17 protein-coding genes and 1 other annotated feature are annotated in these 17,526 nt (G+C 55.3%); of the genes, 12 read left to right on the top strand and 5 right to left on the bottom strand.

Annotated elements, in window-relative coordinates; all coding sequences use genetic code 11:
* Positions 1-11: 11 nt before the first annotated feature.
* Positions 12-1,013 carry a zinc-binding alcohol dehydrogenase family protein gene (locus FND52_RS11210; protein ID WP_144130836.1) on the bottom strand — a complete coding sequence of 334 codons (1,002 nt, stop codon included), beginning with the start codon at positions 1,011-1,013 and terminating at the stop codon, positions 12-14.
* Between the two features lie 115 nt (positions 1,014-1,128).
* Here FND52_RS11210 and FND52_RS11205 point away from each other — a divergent pair, with 115 nt between their 5' ends.
* Complete coding sequence (locus tag FND52_RS11205) at positions 1,129-2,043, top strand: LysR family transcriptional regulator (protein WP_144130834.1); 915 nt, start codon at positions 1,129-1,131, stop codon at positions 2,041-2,043.
* Between the two features lie 30 nt (positions 2,044-2,073).
* Here the strand turns inward: FND52_RS11205 and ettA are convergent, their stop codons facing one another.
* On the bottom strand, positions 2,074-3,741 hold the full coding sequence (gene ettA / locus FND52_RS11200) for an energy-dependent translational throttle protein EttA (RefSeq protein ID WP_125293091.1): 1,668 nt from the start codon (positions 3,739-3,741) through the stop codon (positions 2,074-2,076).
* Positions 3,742-3,972: 231 nt separating this feature from the next.
* Here ettA and sltY point away from each other — a divergent pair, with 231 nt between their 5' ends.
* Both sltY and trpR read left to right on the top strand, forming a co-directional pair.
* Positions 3,973-5,907 (top strand): murein transglycosylase, encoded by a 1,935-nt coding sequence (gene sltY / locus FND52_RS11195; RefSeq protein WP_144130832.1) that lies wholly within the window; start codon positions 3,973-3,975, stop codon positions 5,905-5,907.
* 61 nt (positions 5,908-5,968) lie between these two features.
* Complete coding sequence (gene trpR / locus FND52_RS11190; protein WP_125293093.1) at positions 5,969-6,298, top strand: trp operon repressor; 330 nt, start codon at positions 5,969-5,971, stop codon at positions 6,296-6,298.
* On the opposite strand, the gene yjjX is transcribed toward trpR, so the two are convergent.
* On the bottom strand, positions 6,289-6,804 hold the full coding sequence (gene yjjX / locus FND52_RS11185) for an inosine/xanthosine triphosphatase (protein ID WP_125293094.1): 516 nt from the start codon (positions 6,802-6,804) through the stop codon (positions 6,289-6,291). The two genes, trpR and yjjX, sit on opposite strands and share 10 nt — an antisense overlap.
* A gap of 54 nt (positions 6,805-6,858) precedes the next feature.
* Here yjjX and gpmB point away from each other — a divergent pair, with 54 nt between their 5' ends.
* Positions 6,859-7,506 (top strand): 2,3-diphosphoglycerate-dependent phosphoglycerate mutase GpmB, encoded by a 648-nt coding sequence (gpmB, locus tag FND52_RS11180; protein WP_125293095.1) that lies wholly within the window; start codon positions 6,859-6,861, stop codon positions 7,504-7,506.
* On the opposite strand, the gene robA is transcribed toward gpmB, so the two are convergent.
* Positions 7,503-8,375: an MDR efflux pump AcrAB transcriptional activator RobA gene (gene robA, locus FND52_RS11175; RefSeq protein WP_125293096.1), complete on the bottom strand. Its 873-nt coding sequence runs from the start codon at positions 8,373-8,375 to the stop codon at positions 7,503-7,505. The genes gpmB and robA overlap by 4 nt on opposite strands.
* A 190-nt stretch (positions 8,376-8,565) precedes the next feature.
* Between robA and creA the strand changes: the two genes are divergently transcribed.
* The 4 genes from creA to creD all read left to right on the top strand — a co-directional run bounded on the left by creA (position 8,566) and on the right by creD (position 12,619).
* Positions 8,566-9,048, top strand: a complete 483-nt coding sequence (creA, locus tag FND52_RS11170; protein WP_125293097.1) for a protein CreA — start codon at positions 8,566-8,568, stop codon at positions 9,046-9,048.
* Positions 9,049-9,060: 12 nt separating this feature from the next.
* Positions 9,061-9,750: a two-component system response regulator CreB gene (gene creB, locus FND52_RS11165; RefSeq protein ID WP_144130830.1), complete on the top strand. Its 690-nt coding sequence runs from the start codon at positions 9,061-9,063 to the stop codon at positions 9,748-9,750.
* Entirely contained in the window at positions 9,750-11,177 is a 1,428-nt protein-coding gene (gene creC, locus FND52_RS11160) for a two-component system sensor histidine kinase CreC (RefSeq protein WP_144130828.1), read from the top strand. Before creB ends, creC begins: the two co-directional genes overlap by 1 nt.
* Positions 11,178-11,254: 77 nt before the next feature.
* Entirely contained in the window at positions 11,255-12,619 is a 1,365-nt protein-coding gene (gene creD / locus FND52_RS11155) for a cell envelope integrity protein CreD (RefSeq protein ID WP_144130826.1), read from the top strand.
* A gap of 51 nt (positions 12,620-12,670) precedes the next feature.
* On the opposite strand, the gene arcA is transcribed toward creD, so the two are convergent.
* Positions 12,671-13,387: a two-component system response regulator ArcA gene (gene arcA, locus FND52_RS11150; protein ID WP_002434287.1), complete on the bottom strand. Its 717-nt coding sequence runs from the start codon at positions 13,385-13,387 to the stop codon at positions 12,671-12,673.
* Positions 13,388-13,483: 96 nt separating this feature from the next.
* On the opposite strand from arcA, the gene yjjY reads away from it, so the two are divergent.
* From yjjY to thrA, 4 genes are all read left to right on the top strand, one after another.
* Positions 13,484-13,624, top strand: coding sequence for a YjjY family protein (gene yjjY / locus FND52_RS11145; protein ID WP_144130824.1), 141 nt, complete (start codon positions 13,484-13,486; stop codon positions 13,622-13,624).
* 397 nt (positions 13,625-14,021) lie between these two features.
* Positions 14,022-14,708: a tRNA/rRNA methyltransferase gene (locus FND52_RS11140; RefSeq protein ID WP_125293102.1), complete on the top strand. Its 687-nt coding sequence runs from the start codon at positions 14,022-14,024 to the stop codon at positions 14,706-14,708.
* Positions 14,709-14,914: 206 nt separating this feature from the next.
* On the top strand, positions 14,915-14,983 hold the full coding sequence (gene thrL / locus FND52_RS11135; protein WP_125293266.1) for a thr operon leader peptide: 69 nt from the start codon (positions 14,915-14,917) through the stop codon (positions 14,981-14,983).
* Positions 14,922-15,039, top strand: a sequence feature (Thr leader region). It overlaps the preceding gene by 62 nt.
* Before the next feature lie 24 nt (positions 15,040-15,063).
* Complete coding sequence (thrA, locus tag FND52_RS11130; protein WP_144130822.1) at positions 15,064-17,526, top strand: bifunctional aspartate kinase/homoserine dehydrogenase I; 2,463 nt, start codon at positions 15,064-15,066, stop codon at positions 17,524-17,526.

The following is a 17,526-nucleotide window of genomic DNA, read 5'->3' as shown; positions in this document are numbered from 1 at the left end:
ACCTCATAAAATTAAAACGCAATCACCACTTTCCCGCGCATATGCCCGGCCAGCACTTTCTGGTGGGCTTCGCGGACGCTTTCCACGCTCAGGCCATGCAGCGTCTCGCTAAGCGCGCTTTCCACCACGCCGTCATCTACCAGTGTGGCAACATGATCGAGGATCTCGCCCTGACGCGCCATATCGGCAGTTTGATACATGCTGCGGGTGTACATAAACTCCCAGTGCAGGGCGGCAGATTTGGATTTCAGCACGTCATGGCTCAGCGGCTGGGTGTTTTCTACGATGGTGCAGATGTGGCCCTGCGGCGCAATCAGCTGGGTGACGGCAGGCCAGTGGCCGTCGGTATCGTTCAGAATAAAGATGTAATCAACGAATTTGATCTCGTGCTTCGCCAGTTCGCCCGGCAGATCTTTATAGCTCACAACCAGATCCGCGCCGCGGTCCCGGCACCACTGTGCGGAATCTTCCCGCGAGGCGGTGGCGATCACTTTTACTTTGCTGTTGTGCTTCGCGAATGGAATGGCCAGCGAACCAACGCCGCCTGCGCCGCCAATAATCAGCAGCGTTTTCTCTTCGCCCGCATCCTGAATGTTCAGACGCTCGAACAATCCTTCCCAGGCCGTCAACGCCGTTAACGGGATAGCCGCCGCCGCTGCCCAGTCGAGGCTTTTCGGCTTATGGCCGACGATGCGCGCATCGATCAGTTGATGCGTGGTGTTGCTGCCCGGACGGGTGATATCCCCTGCGTAATAAACTTCGTCACCTGCCTTAAAGCCGGTCACTTTACTGCCGACGGATTTCACAATCCCGCTGGCATCCCAGCCTAAAACGCGCGGCTCCTGTAAGCCTTTCTTCTGGATCCCCTGGTGAACTTTGGTATCGACCGGGTTAATCGACACGGCTTTGACCTCAACCAGCAAGTCATACTCGCCAGGCTGCGGCATTTCAGAATGGATTTCAATAAAGCTGGCAGGATCCTGTGGGTTAACGGCAATGGCTTTCACTGACATGGTGCGCTCCGCGTATCGGGTTTGAAAGGTGATGATGTGGAACAGTCTAGGCTACGGAAATAAGAATGATAAGATGGACAATCACTAACGCTGTGTTCGTTTGAGATGAACAATCATGTTTAAACAACTTCAGGATATGGCGCTGTTTGCGCTGGTGGCGGAGCGGGGGAGTTTTACCGCCGCGGCTCTGCAAGCAGGGCTACCCAAATCCAGCGTCAGCCAGCGCATCAGCCAGCTGGAACAGCAGGTGGGATTGCGGTTGCTTAATCGCACTACCCGTAAAATCAACCTGACGTTTGCCGGCGAGCGCTATCTGGTTCACTGCCGGGAAATGCTCGATGCCTCGGAACGCGCCGAATATGCGCTGCAACGGCTGCGCGATAACCCCAGCGGCCGGTTGCGCATCACCTGTCCGGCAGGCATTGGCGCGACGCTACTGGCGCGAATGAATACCCAGTTTCAGCGCAGTTTTCCGGACGTGGTGCTGGAAGTGTCTATCTCTGATGAGGTGGTGGATTTGGTCGACGCGGGGTATGACGTGGCGCTGCGTACCGGTAAACCGCAGGATTCTTCATTGATTGGACGGATGATAGGCCACAGCCCGCGCGTGCTGGTTGCTTCACGGGACTATCTGCATAGTCATCAAGCGATTGAACACCCCAGCCAGTTGCCGGAGCATCAGTGCATTGTGCATCGCGCCTGGAGCGAATGGGTACTGCAAAAGGGCGAGGCGTATCATCGTTGCGACCTGCCGCGATTGCATACCACGGACAATTTGCTCTATGCGCGCGAATGCGCCCAGCAGGGGGCAGGCATAACCTTATTACCCTCCTTTCTGGTGGAAGCGGCGTTGGCAAGCGGCGAGTTATCCCGCGTTCTGACGGACTGGAAGCCTGAAGGTAATGACCTCTATCTGGTTTACCCAAGCCGCAAGCTGAACTCGCCAGCGCTGGCTTGTTATATCGCGTTCGCGACGCAGTATTCAGAAATAAAGGATTCGTATACGGATAGCCATCAGCGGCGGCAATAAAAAAACGGCCCTCAGAGAGGGCCGCTGGCATTACTTAGTGATACGTTTGTACTTAATACGCTTCGGCTCCAGCGCGTCGGCGCCAAGGGTGCGTTTTTTGTACTCTTCGTATTCGGTGAAGTTACCTTCGAAGAATTCCACTTTGCCTTCATCCTGGTAATCCAGAATATGGGTCGCGATACGGTCAAGGAACCAACGGTCGTGCGAGATAACCATGGCGCAGCCCGGGAATTCCAGCAGGGCGTTTTCCAGCGCGCGCAGGGTTTCGATATCCAGGTCGTTGGTCGGTTCATCGAGCAGCAGCACGTTGCCGCCTACCTGTAGCAGCTTCGCCAGGTGCAGACGACCGCGCTCGCCGCCGGACAGTTCGCCCACGCGTTTGCCCTGGTCGACGCCTTTAAAGTTAAAGCGGCCCACGTAGGCGCGGCTTGGCATTTCGGTGTTGCCGATACGCATGATATCCAGCCCGCCGGAGACTTCTTCCCACACGGTTTTGCTGTTATCCATGCTGTCGCGGAACTGATCCACGGACGCCAGCTTCACGGTTTCACCCAGGGTGATGGTGCCGCTGTCCGGCTGTTCCTGGCCTGACATCATGCGGAACAGGGTGGATTTACCCGCGCCGTTCGGGCCGATGATGCCGACAATCGCGCCTTTCGGCACCGAGAAGGTCAGATCGTCGATCAGCACGCGATCGCCATAGGATTTACGCAGATTAGTGACTTCAACCACTTTATCCCCCAGACGCGCTCCCGGTGGAATAAACAGTTCGTTGGTTTCGTTACGTTTCTGGTATTCGGCGTTGTTAAGCTCTTCAAAACGCGCCAGACGGGCTTTGCCCTTGGACTGACGGCCTTTCGCGCCCTGACGCACCCACTCCAGCTCTTTCTCAATGGACTTACGGCGTGCCGCTTCCTGAGAGGCTTCCTGCGCCAGGCGCTGATCTTTCTGCTCCAGCCAGGAGGAGTAGTTGCCTTCCCACGGAATGCCTTCGCCACGGTCCAGCTCCAGGATCCAACCGGCAACGTTATCGAGGAAGTAACGGTCGTGGGTGATTGCCACCACGGTACCCTCGAAGTCGTGCAGGAAGCGCTCAAGCCAGGCCACGGATTCAGCATCCAGGTGGTTAGTCGGTTCGTCGAGCAGCAGCATGTCTGGTTTTTCCAGCAGCAGGCGGCACAGCGCGACGCGGCGGCGTTCACCACCGGACAGGTTGCCAATTTTGGCATCCCAGTCCGGCAGACGCAGCGCATCGGCGGCGCGCTCCAGCTGGATGTTCAGGTTGTGGCCGTCATGGGCCTGGATGATCTCTTCAAACTTGCCCTGCAGTGCGGCCAGTTTATCGAAGTCGGCGTCCGGCTCCGCGTATTTGGCATACACTTCGTCGAGGCCTTTCAGCGCGTTAACCACTTCGGAAACCGCTTCTTCCACGGATTCACGCACGGTGTGTTCGGTGTTGAGCTGCGGCTCCTGGGGCAGATAGCCGATCTTGATGCCAGGCTGCGGACGCGCTTCGCCTTCGATATCGGTATCAATGCCCGCCATGATGCGCAGCAGGGTGGATTTACCGGCACCGTTCAGGCCCAGCACCCCGATTTTCGCCCCGGGGAAAAAGCTCAGAGAGATGTTTTTAAGAATATGGCGTTTCGGCGGAACCACTTTGCCGACACGATGCATGGTATAAACGAATTGAGCCACGTTGCGACTTCGCCTCTTTATATTCATTGGTGATGTGATTAGTGGCGAAGTGTAGCCTTTTTCCCTGGGTAATCCCAGCATCGTGGGCGCGGAGTGTTAGCTCGCCCGCAGCCTGCTTTAACGTAAAAAAGTGTCCGCGACGTGGCGCAACCGCAAACCCCTGGTTAGCATAAAGTATCGTATTACAGCGGCATGATGCCGTAGCCGTTAATCCATCATGAGGGATGTCGAGTGATGAAAGCTAAACAGACCGCCTGGCGAGTGCTGACTGCGGGCGTGTGTCTGATGACCATCAGCCAGGCGGTATGGGCTGATTCGCTGGAAGAGCAGCGCAGCCGCTATGCGCAGGTTAAGCAGGCGTGGGATAACCGCCAGATGGATACCGTGGCGCAACTGATGCCCACCCTGACCGAGTATCCGCTCTACCCTTATTTGCAATACCGCCAGTTAACTGACGATCTCATGAATCAACCGGCGTTGGCCGTCACGCAGTTTGTGCGCGCCAACCCGACGCTACCGCCCGCCAGAACCCTGACTAACCGTTTTGTCAACGAACTGGCGCGCCGGGAGGACTGGCGCGGACTGCTGGCGTTCAGCCCCCAGGTGCCTTCCGCCACGGAAGCGAAATGTAACTATTACTACGCAAAGTGGAATACTGGCGACACCGTTACCGTGTACAGCGGGGCAAAAGAGATCTGGCTGACCGGTAAGAATTTGCCGTCGGCCTGCGACCGGCTGTTTTCCGCCTGGCGTAGTTCCGGTCAGCAGGATCCGCTCGCGTACCTTGAACGTATCCGGCTGGCGATGAAAGAGGGCAATACGCGCCTCGTGACCAATCTGGCATCGCAAATGCCAGCGGATTACCAGACGATTTCCAGCGCCCTGGTGAGCCTGGTGAACGATCCTAATAGCGTGCTGACCTTTGCCCGCAGCGTCGGTTCGACCGATTTCACTCGCCAGATGGCGGCGGTGGCTTTTGCCAGCGTGGCGCGCCAGGATGCGGAAAATGCCCGGTTGATGATCCCTTCGCTGGTGCAGGCGCAGCAGCTTAACGATGCCCAGGCCCAGGAGTTAAGAGATCTGGTGGCGTGGCGTCTGATGGGCAACGACATTACCAGCGATCAGGCCCGCTGGCGCGACGATGCGATCATGCGTTCGGGATCCACATCGCTGATTGAACGGCGGATCCGCATCGCGCTGGGTACCGGCGATCGCGTCGGGCTGAACACCTGGCTGGCGCGGCTGCCGATGGAAGCCAAAGAGAAAGACGAATGGCGCTACTGGCAGGCGGATTTATTGCTTGAACGTGGCCGTACTGAAGAGGCGAATGAAATCCTGCGCTCGCTGATGCAGCAACGCGGCTTTTACCCGATGGTGGCAGCCCAGCGTTTAAATGAAGATTATCCGCTGCGAGTAGATAAAGCCCCGAAAGGCGATGCCGCGCTGTTTCAGGGCGCAGAGATGGCGAGAGTGCGCGAGCTGATGTACTGGGGGCTGGATAACACTGCGCGCAGCGAATGGGCGAACCTGATCGCCAGCCGCCCCAGCCAGGAACAGGCGGCGCTGGCTCGCTATGCGTTTGACCGCGACTGGTGGGATCTCAGCGTGCAGGCCACTATCGCCGGTAAGCTGTGGGATCATCTCGAAGAGCGTTTCCCGCTGGCCTATGAAAACCTGTTTAAGCGCTACATCAGCGGCAAAGACATATCGCAAAGCTATGCCATGGCGATTGCCCGCCAGGAGAGCGCCTGGAACCCGAAAGTGCGCTCGCCGGTCGGCGCGTCGGGGCTGATGCAAATCATGCCCGCCACCGCTGCTCATACCGTGCAGAAGTTTGGTATTCCGGGCTACAGCGGCGTGAATCAGCTGCTCGATCCGGAAACCAATATCAATATCGGTACGCAGTATCTGGAGTCGGTGTATCAGCAGTTTGGTGATAACCGTATTTTCGCCTCGGCAGCGTATAACGCCGGGCCGGGACGGGTACGCACGTGGCTGGGCAACAGCGCGGGCAGGATCGACGCGGTGGCGTTTGTCGAGAGCATTCCGTTCTCAGAAACCCGCGGCTATGTGAAAAACGTGCTGGCCTATGACGCCTACTACCGTTATTTCATGGGCGATAAACCGGTTCTGATGACGCAGAATGAGTGGCAACGTCGTTACTGATGATGAGCAATATGTTATGCTGCTGTACTAGTTAAATAGTATGAAGGTAGGGCGGCATAACATGACTCAACAATCACCCTGGTCCGCGGCGCAGGATGAACAGAGCCAACAGGAATGGCTACGCTTTGTGGATCTCCTGAAGCAGTCCTTTGACAACCAGCTTCATCTTCCTTTATTAACCCTGCTCCTGACGCCGGACGAACGGACGGCGCTGGGGACACGCGTGCGTATTATTGAAGAACTGCTGCGCGGCGAGATGAGCCAGCGTGAACTGAAAAGCGAGCTGGGGGCGGGGATCGCCACGATCACGCGCGGCTCTAACAGCCTGAAGTCTGCCCCGGTGGAATTACGCGCCTGGCTTGAAGAGATCCTGCTGAAAACTCAGCGGTAAACGGCGTTGTGAAACGGTGAGAGCGCCAGCACCACCGCCTGATGGTAAACGCTGCTGCGGGTCAGCGCACCGGCGGTAAACACGCCAATCGCCCCCTCTTTACGGCCTATTTCATTGATTCCGGTATACGCCGACATCACCGGGCCGAGCGCCTGGCCCGCGCGGACTTTTTCGAGGATCGCGGCGGGAAGGGGCAACGTGGCGGATCGCGCTTCGCCGCGCTGTTGCGCATTTTCAATGACCACCCAGCTGAAGGTGCTGTCATCATCAATACCGGCTTCAATCGCCACCCAGAAATCGGCATCCGGGCACAGCGCGCGGGCATTGACCACGCGATTGCGTGCGCCTTGCCGCGTTTCATGACTTCCAAGGGGCTGTTCCGGCACGCCGCTCTCGACGTCCACCGAGGTGATGTGGCAGGATCCTGGTGTAAATATCTCGTTAAATGCCTGCAGAATCGCCTGAATTTTGGCGGGATTAGTGGTAGCGCAGATAACGTGGTACATAATGTTTAACGTCTCGTCTTAATCAATATCGTCGCAGTATAACGGATAAAAAGCATGTTACAGGTATACCTTGTTCGTCACGGTGAAACGCAGTGGAATGCCGAACGTCGCATTCAGGGCCAGTCTGACAGCAAACTCACCGAGAAAGGTGAGCGCCAGGCTTACCAGGTGGGGGAGCGTGTCAAAACGCTGGGCATTACCCACGTGATTGCCAGCGATCTGGGGCGGACGCGCCGCACGGCGGAAATTATTGCTGATGCCTGCGGCTGCGAGATCACCTACGATCCGCGCCTGCGCGAGCTGGACATGGGGGTGCTGGAACAGCGCCACATTGACGCGTTAACCGAAGAAGAAGAGGGCTGGCGACGTCAGTTGGTTAACGGCACCGAAGAGGGCCGTATCCCCGATGGTGAGTCGATGTTTGAGTTGAGCGAGCGGATGCATGCGGCGCTGAATGATTGTCTGTTGTTACCGAAAGGCAGCCGCCCGCTGCTGGTTAGCCACGGCATGGCGCTGGGTTGCCTGGTGAGTACCATTCTTGGCCTGCCGGCCTGGGCTGAGCGTCGTCTGCGTCTGCGTAACTGCTCGATTTCGCGCGTGGATTACCAGGAAAGCGCCTGGCTGGCGTCGGGATGGGTGGTAGAAACGGCGGGCGACGTCTCACATCTGGACGCCCCCGCGCTGGATGAGTTACAGCGCTAAGCGCGGCGAACCGGGATTAGATAGTCGCAACGCAACTGGATTGGGCGCTCACCCCGTTTGGCATCTTCAGCGGGGAAGTAGCGCTCAATATCCACGCCGCGGCGGCGCGTCAGCCCGAGCTTCGGCATGACGGTGCCGTACAGTAAAAAGATAAATTCCTGTAGCCCGGTTCCCAGTCCTTCATAGGTAAATTGCACATAATCGCCGCCTTCCACCGTGACCGGGTGGCAGTCCTGAATATGGCCGTTAATGAGATCCGGCGACAGGGCGGTGGTATACAGCACTTCCTGATCGTCGTCCCTTTCCATGCTTGGGCGTGATTCATTGAGGCCATACAGCACCGGCGGGATATCCGGCGAATTACCCAGAAACGCTTGCCAGAACTGCACGCGCATTTCATGGCGCAGTTCCGCCATCTCTTCCAGTGAACAGACGTAGCTCTGGGTCAGCCCTGTCAGGTGCAGGATGGGAAGGGTGACGAATTCATGAACCGGAAGCGGCGTATTATCCAGGCTGAGCGGTGAACGCATACCCTGCGCGCTCCAGTCAGAAGAACGGCGGTAAAGCGCTGGCGTCACCGAGAACTGCTTCTTGAATGCCCGGGTAAAGGTCTGCTGTGAATCGAAGCGATACTGGAGTGCGATATCCAGAATAGGCCGCGAGGTTAAACGCAGGGCGACAGCGGATTTGGACAAGCGGCGCGCCCGTATGTAGGCACCGATAGCATGGCCCGTAACGTCTTTGAACATTCTTTGCAAATGCCACTTGGAATAGCCAGCTTTCGTAGCCACATTATCGAGAGACAGGGGTTGATCGAGATGACTTTCCAGCCAACTCAGCAAATCGCGAATAATCCCGGCCTGATCCATATCTATTCCTCATCCATACATAATACACCTGGGGTGTTTTCGGTAGCGGATAGTAGCATTCTTTAGACTTTTAGCGTTGGGTGTTTTTTTTAACAAAATGTGCCAGATTTGGCATTAATATATTCCTAAATTAATAATAACGTGAAATTTAAAGATATTTGTAACTATAACATTCTCAATTGGTAACAATATGAAATATAAAGCATTGACCTTAGCCGCGCTCCTTATGGGCGTAAGTATTGGTTTGCACGCCGAAGAAATTGGCTCAGTGGATACGGTATTCAAGTGGCTTGGCCCGGACCATAAAATCGTGGTTGAGGCCTTTGACGATCCGGATGTGCAAAACGTCACTTGCTATATTAGCCGCGCCAAAACCGGCGGTATTAAAGGCGGCCTGGGGCTGGCGGAAGACACCTCCGACGCGGCGATTTCTTGCCAGCAGGTAGGGCCAATTACGCTTTCCGACAAAATTAAAAGCGGTAAAGCACAGGGCGAGGTGGTATTCCGAAAGCGCACGTCGCTGGTGTTCAAAAAACTTCAGGTGGTGCGTTTCTATGATATGAAGCGTAACGCCCTTATTTATCTCACCTATTCCGATAAAGTGGTGGAAGGATCGCCGAAAAACGCCCTCAGCGCCGTGCCGATCATGCCGTGGAATAGCCCGCAACAGTAAAGGAATAACCGGATGAGCCCCTCCCTGATCTGGCTGGTGGAAGATGAAATCAGCATCAGCGAAACGCTGGGTTATGTGCTGCAACAGGAAGGGTTTCGGGTGCGGACCTTTGAGCGGGCCTTGCCCGCGCTGGCCGCACTGCATGCCGAGCCGCCGGATTTAGCCATTCTGGATGTGGGATTGCCGGATATCAGCGGATTTGAACTGTGTCGTCAGCTACTCGCGAAAAACCCGGCTTTGCCAGTACTGTTTTTAACCGCCCGCAGCGATGAGGTCGATAAACTGCTGGGGCTGGAAATGGGCGCTGACGACTATGTGGCGAAACCCTTCTCGCCACGCGAAGTGTGCGCGCGCGTGCGAACTATTCTGCGCCGGGTAAACCGCGTAAAAGACCCTGAAAGCGTCATTAAAGTCGGTTCGTTCGAACTGAACACCCTGGCGGCGTCCGTGGTCTGGTGCGGCGTGCCGCTGAAGCTCACCCGCTACGAATATCTGCTGATGAAAATGCTGCTTGAAGCGCCTGGGCGCGTGTTCTCGCGCCAGCAGCTGATGGATCACGTCTGGCAGGACGCCCAGGAAAGTTTCGATCGCACCGTCGATACGCATATCAAAACCCTGCGCGCGAAATTACGCGAGGTCAATCCCGCCTTATCACCGATTAATACCCATCGCGGTTTAGGTTACAGCCTGGTGGTGTGCTGATGCGCATCGGCATGCGTCTGCTGCTGGGCTATTTTTTGATTGTTGCGGTGGCGGCGTGGTTTGTCATTTCTATCTTTGGGGAAGAGATCAAACCCGGCGTACGCCGCGCCACCGAAGGCATGCTTAACGACTCCGCCACCCTGCTGGCCGAAATCGCCCGCGATGATTTGCTGTCCGGCCAGCCTGAGCAGGGCGAGCTGGCGCGCGCCTTCGCCCGGCTGAATCGCCATCCGGTCAGCGCGAATATCTCCGGCATCATCAAAAATAAAAATGAGTATCGCGTATATCTTACTGACGCCACGGGGAAGGTGGTTTACGACTCGTCAGGCCAGGCGCTGGGGCAGGATTACTCGCGCTGGAACGACGTCTGGCTGACGCTGCGCGGTAAGTATGGCGCGCGCAGTTCCCCGCGCGATCCCAACGATCCAGCTAGTTCGGTGATGTATGTGGCGGCACCGGTCAGAAATAACGGCCAGATCATCGGCGTTCTGTCGGTAGGCAAACCGAACAGCGCTCTTGAGCCAGTGATCCGCCGCAGCCAACGGCGGATCCTGATTGCCGGCGCGGCGCTGCTGGGTATTGCGCTGCTGATTGGCCTGGGCGTGGCGCTGTGGATCAACCGCTCTATCAGTAAGCTGGTGCACTACGCCGATGCCGTTACCCAGGATCGGCCCGTACCGTTGCCCAATCCGGGCAGCAGCGAGCTGCGCAAGCTGGCCCACGCCCTGGAAAACATGCGCGTCCGGCTGGAAGGGAAAAATTATATCGAGCAGTACGTCCACGCGTTAACCCATGAGCTGAAAAGCCCGCTCGCTGCCATTCGCGGCGCGGCGGAAATCCTGCGTGAAGCGCCGCCGCCTGACGTTATCGCCAGGTTCAGCGACAATATCCTCCAGCAAAATGCCCGCATGCAGCAGCTGATAGAAAAGCTGCTCCAGCAGGCAAAACTGGAAAACAAGCTGGAGATCCAGCGCACGTCGATTGAGGTTGCCACGCTGTTTCAAACCGTGATGGAAAATCATGCGCCGCAGGCAGCTACGCGCGGTATTCGATTGCAGATGGATGAGCGCAGCGCCTCCGGCATCCTTATTGCGGGCGACAGAGCGCTACTTGCCCAGGCGTTAAGCGGTCTCATCGATAACGCCATGGATTTCACTCCGCCAGGCGGGACGATTGAGCTGCATGCCCGGCAGCAGGACAAGGCGATAGCCTTAATCGTTACCGATACCGGGAGCGGAATTCCAGATTTTGCCCTGGCACGGGTGTTTGAACGTTTCTACTCCTTGCCGCGCAGCCACGGTATGAAAAGCAGCGGGCTTGGGCTGACGTTTGTGCAGGAAGTGGCCCGTCTGCATTTAGGCGAAGTCACGCTACGCAATCGGCCCGAGGGCGGCGTAGAAGCCTGCATTTGTTTACCGGTCGCCTGACTTCACCTGAACTTCACATAACTTCATTTAGCCCCCATTTTCATTGCCTACAGTGCCCTCATTCCAAAGGAGGGCTTATGTTGAAATCACCGCTATTTATCAAAATCCTGGTTCTGGTCGGCAGCGTCATTTTGCTGCTACTGCCGCTGTCGATGTTGAAAGGCTTAATTAATGAACGTTCGCAATATCGTGATGATGTGGAAAACTCTATTGAACAAAGCACCAGCGGCCCGCAAAAGCTGCTTGGCCCACTGATCGCGCTGCCGATTACAGAAATGATTTCGGTGCAGGAGGGGGGGAAAGAGGTCACGAAACCGTCGAGCTTTATCCATTACTATTTGCCGGATGAATTGATGATTGATGGGGATCAGAAGGTCGAGACGCGGCACATCGGTATCTATGATGGACAACTTTGGACCACGGCAATGAAGATCCGCGCGGTATTTAATACCGATAAATTTAATGAATGGCGCAAACCCAGATTTGAAATTGGCCAGCCGTTCATCGCCCTTGCTGTAGGGGATTCGCGCGGTATCGTGAAAGTCGAAAACGTGGCCGTAAATGATAATGCGTTACCAGCCATTGAACCGGGGACCGGGCTGGCCTCTCTGAAGCAGGGCGTGCACGTGGATTTACCCGAGAGTCTTTATCAGGACGCTCGGCTGTCTCTGACGTTTTCATTAAATTTAACGGGGACAGGCACGTTTTCCGTCGTGCCGCTGGGGCGAATGAGCCAGCTCTCGCTCACCAGCAACTGGCCACATCCCGGATTCCTCGGGGATTTTTTACCCCAGCAACGTGAAGTGAGCGACAGTGGGTTTAAGGCGCAGTGGCAGAGCTCGTGGTTCGCCAACAATATCAACACCACGTTTGAAGAAGGTGTTGATCTCTATCGTGAGATTAACTCATTACCTGCTTTCAGCGTGACGGTAGAAACTCCAGCCGATCAGTATCAGCTTATCGACCGGGCGGTTAAATACGCGGTGCTGTTGATTGCCATGACGTTTATGGCGTTCTTTATCTTCGAAACCTTAACGGCGACCCTGATGCACCCGATGCAATATCTGCTGGTGGGGATGTCGCTGGTGATGTTCTATCTGGTGCTGTTGGCGCTGGCGGAACATATTGGATTTAATCTGGCATGGCTGAGCGCCAGCCTCGTTTGTGCCCTGATCAACGGCGTCTATCTGCAGGCGGTGATGAAAGGATGGAAGCGAGCTCTGATCTTCAGTGTAGGGTTGTTAACGCTGGATGCGGTGCTATGGCAGTTGCTGCGTTCGCAGGAGAGCGCGCTGCTGCTGGGGACGGCGGTATTGCTGGTGGTGCTGACGACGGTCATGTTCCTGACGCGTCATATTGACTGGTATGGGTTATCAAAACGCGCGCCGCGATTAAAACCGCAGATTGCAGAAGGGGACGAGCGGGAAAGATTGTGGAAGTAAACCAAAGCAAAAGGGCGGAATTTCCGCCCTTTTTTGTCGGCGCTAAGCGGATTATTCCTGCAGATCGCCACAGAAACGGTAACCTTCGCCGTGGATGGTGGCGATGATTTCCGGCGTATCCGGGGTAGATTCGAAATGTTTACGAATGCGGCGGATAGTCACGTCGACAGTACGATCGTGCGGCTTAAGCTCGCGACCGGTCATTTTCTTCAGCAGTTCAGCGCGAGACTGAATTTTGCCCGGGTTTTCACAGAAGTGCAGCATGGCGCGGAATTCGCTACGCGGCAGCTTATACTGCTCACCGTTAGGGCTTACCAGCGAACGGCTGTTGATATCCAGCTCCCAACCGTTGAATTTATAGCTTTCAACGTTGCGACGCTCTTCGCTGATGGTGCCAAGATTCATGGTCCGCGACAGCAGGTTGCGCGCGCGGATGGTGAGTTCACGCGGGTTGAACGGCTTGGTGATATAGTCATCCGCGCCGATTTCGAGGCCGAGGATCTTATCGACTTCGTTATCGCGGCCGGTCAGGAACATCAGCGCCACGTTGGCTTGTTCACGTAGCTCACGCGCCAGCAGCAGGCCATTCTTGCCTGGCAGGTTGATATCCATGATCACCAGATTGATGTCATTATCAGAGAGGATCTGATGCATCTCAGCGCCATCGGTGGCTTCAGACACATCGTAGCCTTCTGCTTCGAAAATGCTTTTTAACGTGTTGCGTGTTACCAACTCGTCTTCAACAATAAGAATGTGCGGGGTCTGCATGTTTGCTACCTAAAATTGCCAACTAAATCGAAACAGGAAGTACAAAAGTCCCTGACCAGCCTGGTGCATGCCGAAAATTAACATGCCCGGCGTAACATGACTAAAGTACGTAATTGCGTTCTTGATGCACTTTCCATCAACGTCAACAACATCATTAGCTTGGTCGTGGGTACTTTCCCTCTGGACCCGACGGTGTCAAAAACGGCTGCCATCCTAACCAGTTTAACAGCAGCATAACAGGCTAACAGAACGGCGACACCTAATAAAACTACGCTTCGTTGACATATATCAAATTCAATTGTAGCACGATAACAATTTCTTGAAATCGTCGTCGCTGAATACTCGGGATAATCACAAATTTGCAAACTATCCGGTAGTTTCTTGCCTCAACTAATTAATAGACTGAATCCAATATTTAGGCAATATCTTAATAAAATTTATTCATGTGAAACAGGATGATATCATACTTTTATTAACATATTCCTTAAAGGTTTTATTTAGGAAAACTTAAATATGCCTGATACAAGATCTTGTTCAAATACTGCGCTTTTTGTTATCGCAATGTAAATTCTCGCCGCGTAATATGTTGAGCTTTATCACGTTTTTTTGTCATTTATTGGCATGAGAGAGCCGGATGCAATTTCCAATAATTTTAGTATCGCCCGCCAGAGCAGAAAATGTCGGTGCCGCTGCGCGGGCGATGAAAACCATGGGTTTTAACGAGCTACGTATTGTCGCCAGCGATGCCCACTTACAACCTGCCGCGCGGTGGGTCGCCCATGGTGCGGGTGATATCATTGATAATATTACACTTTATCCAACGCTTGCCGATGCGGTGGCCGACGTTGAGTTTGTGGTCGCTACCACAGCACGCAGCCGGGCAAAATTTCACTATTACGCCACGCCAGAACAACTTGTGCCGCTATTGCGCGAAAAACAACAATGGATGAACGCGATTGCGCTGGTGTTTGGCCGGGAAGATTCGGGTTTAACGAATGATGAATTATCACTGGCAGATATTTTAACTGGCGTACCTATGGTTGCAGATTATCCTTCGCTCAATTTAGGCCAGGCGGTCATGGTGTATTGCTATCAATTAGCATCATTAATGCAAACGCAGCGGGATAAAAATGAACAGGACCAGGGGCAGCAACTCAATGCGCTGCGTCATCGCGTAAATGCGTTACTTAAAAAACTCAATGTTGAAGATGACAACAAAATGTCGGACTGGCTGACCCAGCGTTTAGGGCGTCTTGAACAGCGTGATACCGCAATGCTGCACCGGTTACTGCACGATATCGAAAAAAAACTCACAGAGTAAAGTTCCGCAAATATCCTTCCTTGTGGTGATTCAGTTGGTGGTTATTGCCTGGAACTCGTTGTAGCCGATATTTTGTGACCCAGCGGCAGCACGGATGAGGGTGGTTGCGAAGAGTGACTAAATGAGAAATTCATTGACTTGGCGCAACAGATACTTTAACCAATAGGGTACAGCAACAGAAATTAGATACAGAGCACACAACATCCATGACTCGCATCAGCCTGAACACCATTATTACAACCACCACCATTACCACAGGTAACGGGGCGGGCTGACGCGTACAGGAAAAACTGAAAAAAGCCCGCACCTGAACAGTGCGGGCTTTTTTTTCGACCAGAAATCAAGGGGTAATACCATGCGAGTGTTGAAATTTGGCGGTACATCAGTGGCGAATGCGCAACGTTTTCTGCGCGTAGCCGACATTCTGGAAAGTAATGCCAGACAGGGGCAGGTGGCGACGGTTCTCTCTGCCCCGGCGAAAATTACTAACCACCTGGTGGCGATGATTGAAAAAACCATCGGGGATCAGGATGCGCTGCCGAATATCAGCGATGCGGAAAAAATCTTTGCCGATCTGCTTAACGGCCTGGCTGCTGAGCAACCCGGTTTCCCTCTGGCACAACTCAAGGCTCTGGTCGACCATGAATTTGCCCAGATTAATCATATCCTGCACGGCATCAGCCTGCTCGGCCAGTGCCCGGACAGCATCAACGCGGCGCTGATTTGCCGTGGCGAAAAGTTGTCGATTGCCATTATGGCGGGCCTGCTGGAAGCACGCGGCCATAAGGTCAGCGTTATCGATCCGGTTGAAAAACTGCTGGCGGTGGGCCATTACCTCGAATCTACCGTGGATATCGCTGAATCCACCCGTCGTATCGCCGCCAGCCGTATTCCTGCCGATCATATGATCCTGATGGCCGGTTTTACCGCCGGGAATGAGAAAGGTGAACTGGTTGTATTAGGCCGTAACGGTTCCGACTACTCCGCCGCCGTGCTGGCCGCCTGTTTGCGCGCCGACTGTTGTGAGATCTGGACTGACGTCGACGGCGTCTATACCTGCGACCCGCGCCAGGTGCCGGACGCCAGGCTGCTGAAGTCGATGTCGTATCAGGAAGCCATGGAGCTCTCCTACTTCGGCGCTAAAGTTCTTCACCCCCGCACCATCGCCCCCATCGCCCAGTTCCAAATCCCCTGTCTGATTAAAAACACCGGTAACCCGCAAGCGCCAGGCACCCTGATCGGTGCCAGCAGCGATGAAGACGGCCTGCCGGTGAAGGGCATCAGTAACCTGAATAATATGGCGATGTTCAGCGTCTCTGGTCCGGGCATGAAAGGTATGGTGGGGATGGCGGCGCGCGTGTTCGCGGCGATGTCCCGTGCGGGCATCTCGGTGGTGCTGATCACCCAATCGTCTTCAGAATACAGCATCAGCTTCTGCGTGCCGCAGGCCGACAGCGTGCGGGCGCAGCGGGCGATGCAGGATGAGTTCTATCTGGAACTGAAAGAAGGGCTGCTGGAACCGCTGGCGGTGATGGAACGCCTGGCGATCATCTCTGTGGTCGGCGACGGCATGCGCACCCTGCGCGGCATTTCCGCCAAGTTCTTCGCAGCGCTGGCGCGCGCCAATATCAATATTGTGGCGATCGCCCAGGGCTCGTCCGAGCGCTCAATCTCTGTGGTGGTCAGCAACGACGATGTCACCACCGGCGTGCGCGTCACCCATCAGATGTTGTTCAACACCGATCAGGTGATTGAAGTGTTTGTGATCGGCGTCGGTGGCGTCGGCGGAGCGCTGCTGGAACAGCTTAAGCGCCAGCAGGCGTGGCTGAAGCAAAAGCATATTGATTTACGGGTGTGTGGCGTCGCCAACTCAAAAGCGCTGTTGACCAACGTGCACGGTTTGGATCTGGAGAACTGGCGTGATGCGCTGGGCCAGGCGTCGGAGCCGTTCAATCTTGGCCGTCTGATCCGTCTGGTAAAAGAGTATCACCTGCTTAACCCGGTGATCGTCGACTGTACCTCTAACCAGGCTGTGGCCGATCAGTACGCGGACTTTCTGAGCGAAGGTTTCCACGTGGTGACCCCGAACAAAAAAGCCAATACCTCCTCGATGGATTACTACCATCAGCTGCGTCAGGCGGCGGCGAAATCACGCCGTAAATTCCTCTACGACACCAACGTCGGCGCGGGCCTGCCGGTTATCGAAAACCTCCAGAACCTGCTCAACGCGGGCGATGAGCTGCAACGCTTCTCCGGCATTTTATCCGGTTCGCTGTCGTTTATTTTCGGCAAGCTGGATGAGGGGATGACGCTCTCTGAAGCCACCGCCACCGCGCGTGAGTTGGGCTATACCGAGCCGGACCCGCGTGACGATCTCAGCGGCATGGACGTGGCGCGCAAATTGTTGATTCTGGCGCGTGAAACCGGGCGTAGCCTGGAACTTTCAGATATTGTGATTGAGCCGGTGCTTCCGGCGAGCTTTGACGCCGAAGGCGACGTCGTCAGCTTTATGGGCCGTCTGAACCAGCTGGACGATGACTTTTCCTCCCGGGTGGCGCAGGCGCGCGATGAGGGCAAAGTGCTGCGCTATGTCGGCCTCATTGAAGAAGACGGCACCTGTCGCGTGAAGATTGCCGCCGTAGACGGTAACGATCCGCTGTATAAAGTGAAAAACGGCGAAAACGCCCTGGCGTTTTACAGCCACTACTATCAGCCGCTGCCGCTGGTACTTCGGGGTTACGGCGCGGGTAACGATGTGACCGCTGCTGGCGTGTTTGCCGATTTGCTGCGCACCCTGTCATGGAAGTTAGGAGTTTAA

The organism is Atlantibacter subterraneus (assembly GCF_007570865.1).
In the GTDB taxonomy this organism is placed as follows: Bacteria; Pseudomonadota; Gammaproteobacteria; order Enterobacterales; family Enterobacteriaceae; genus Atlantibacter; species Atlantibacter subterraneus.
The sequence above is the reverse complement of the archived record's forward strand: the minus strand, read 5'-3'. Positions and strand labels throughout refer to the sequence as shown.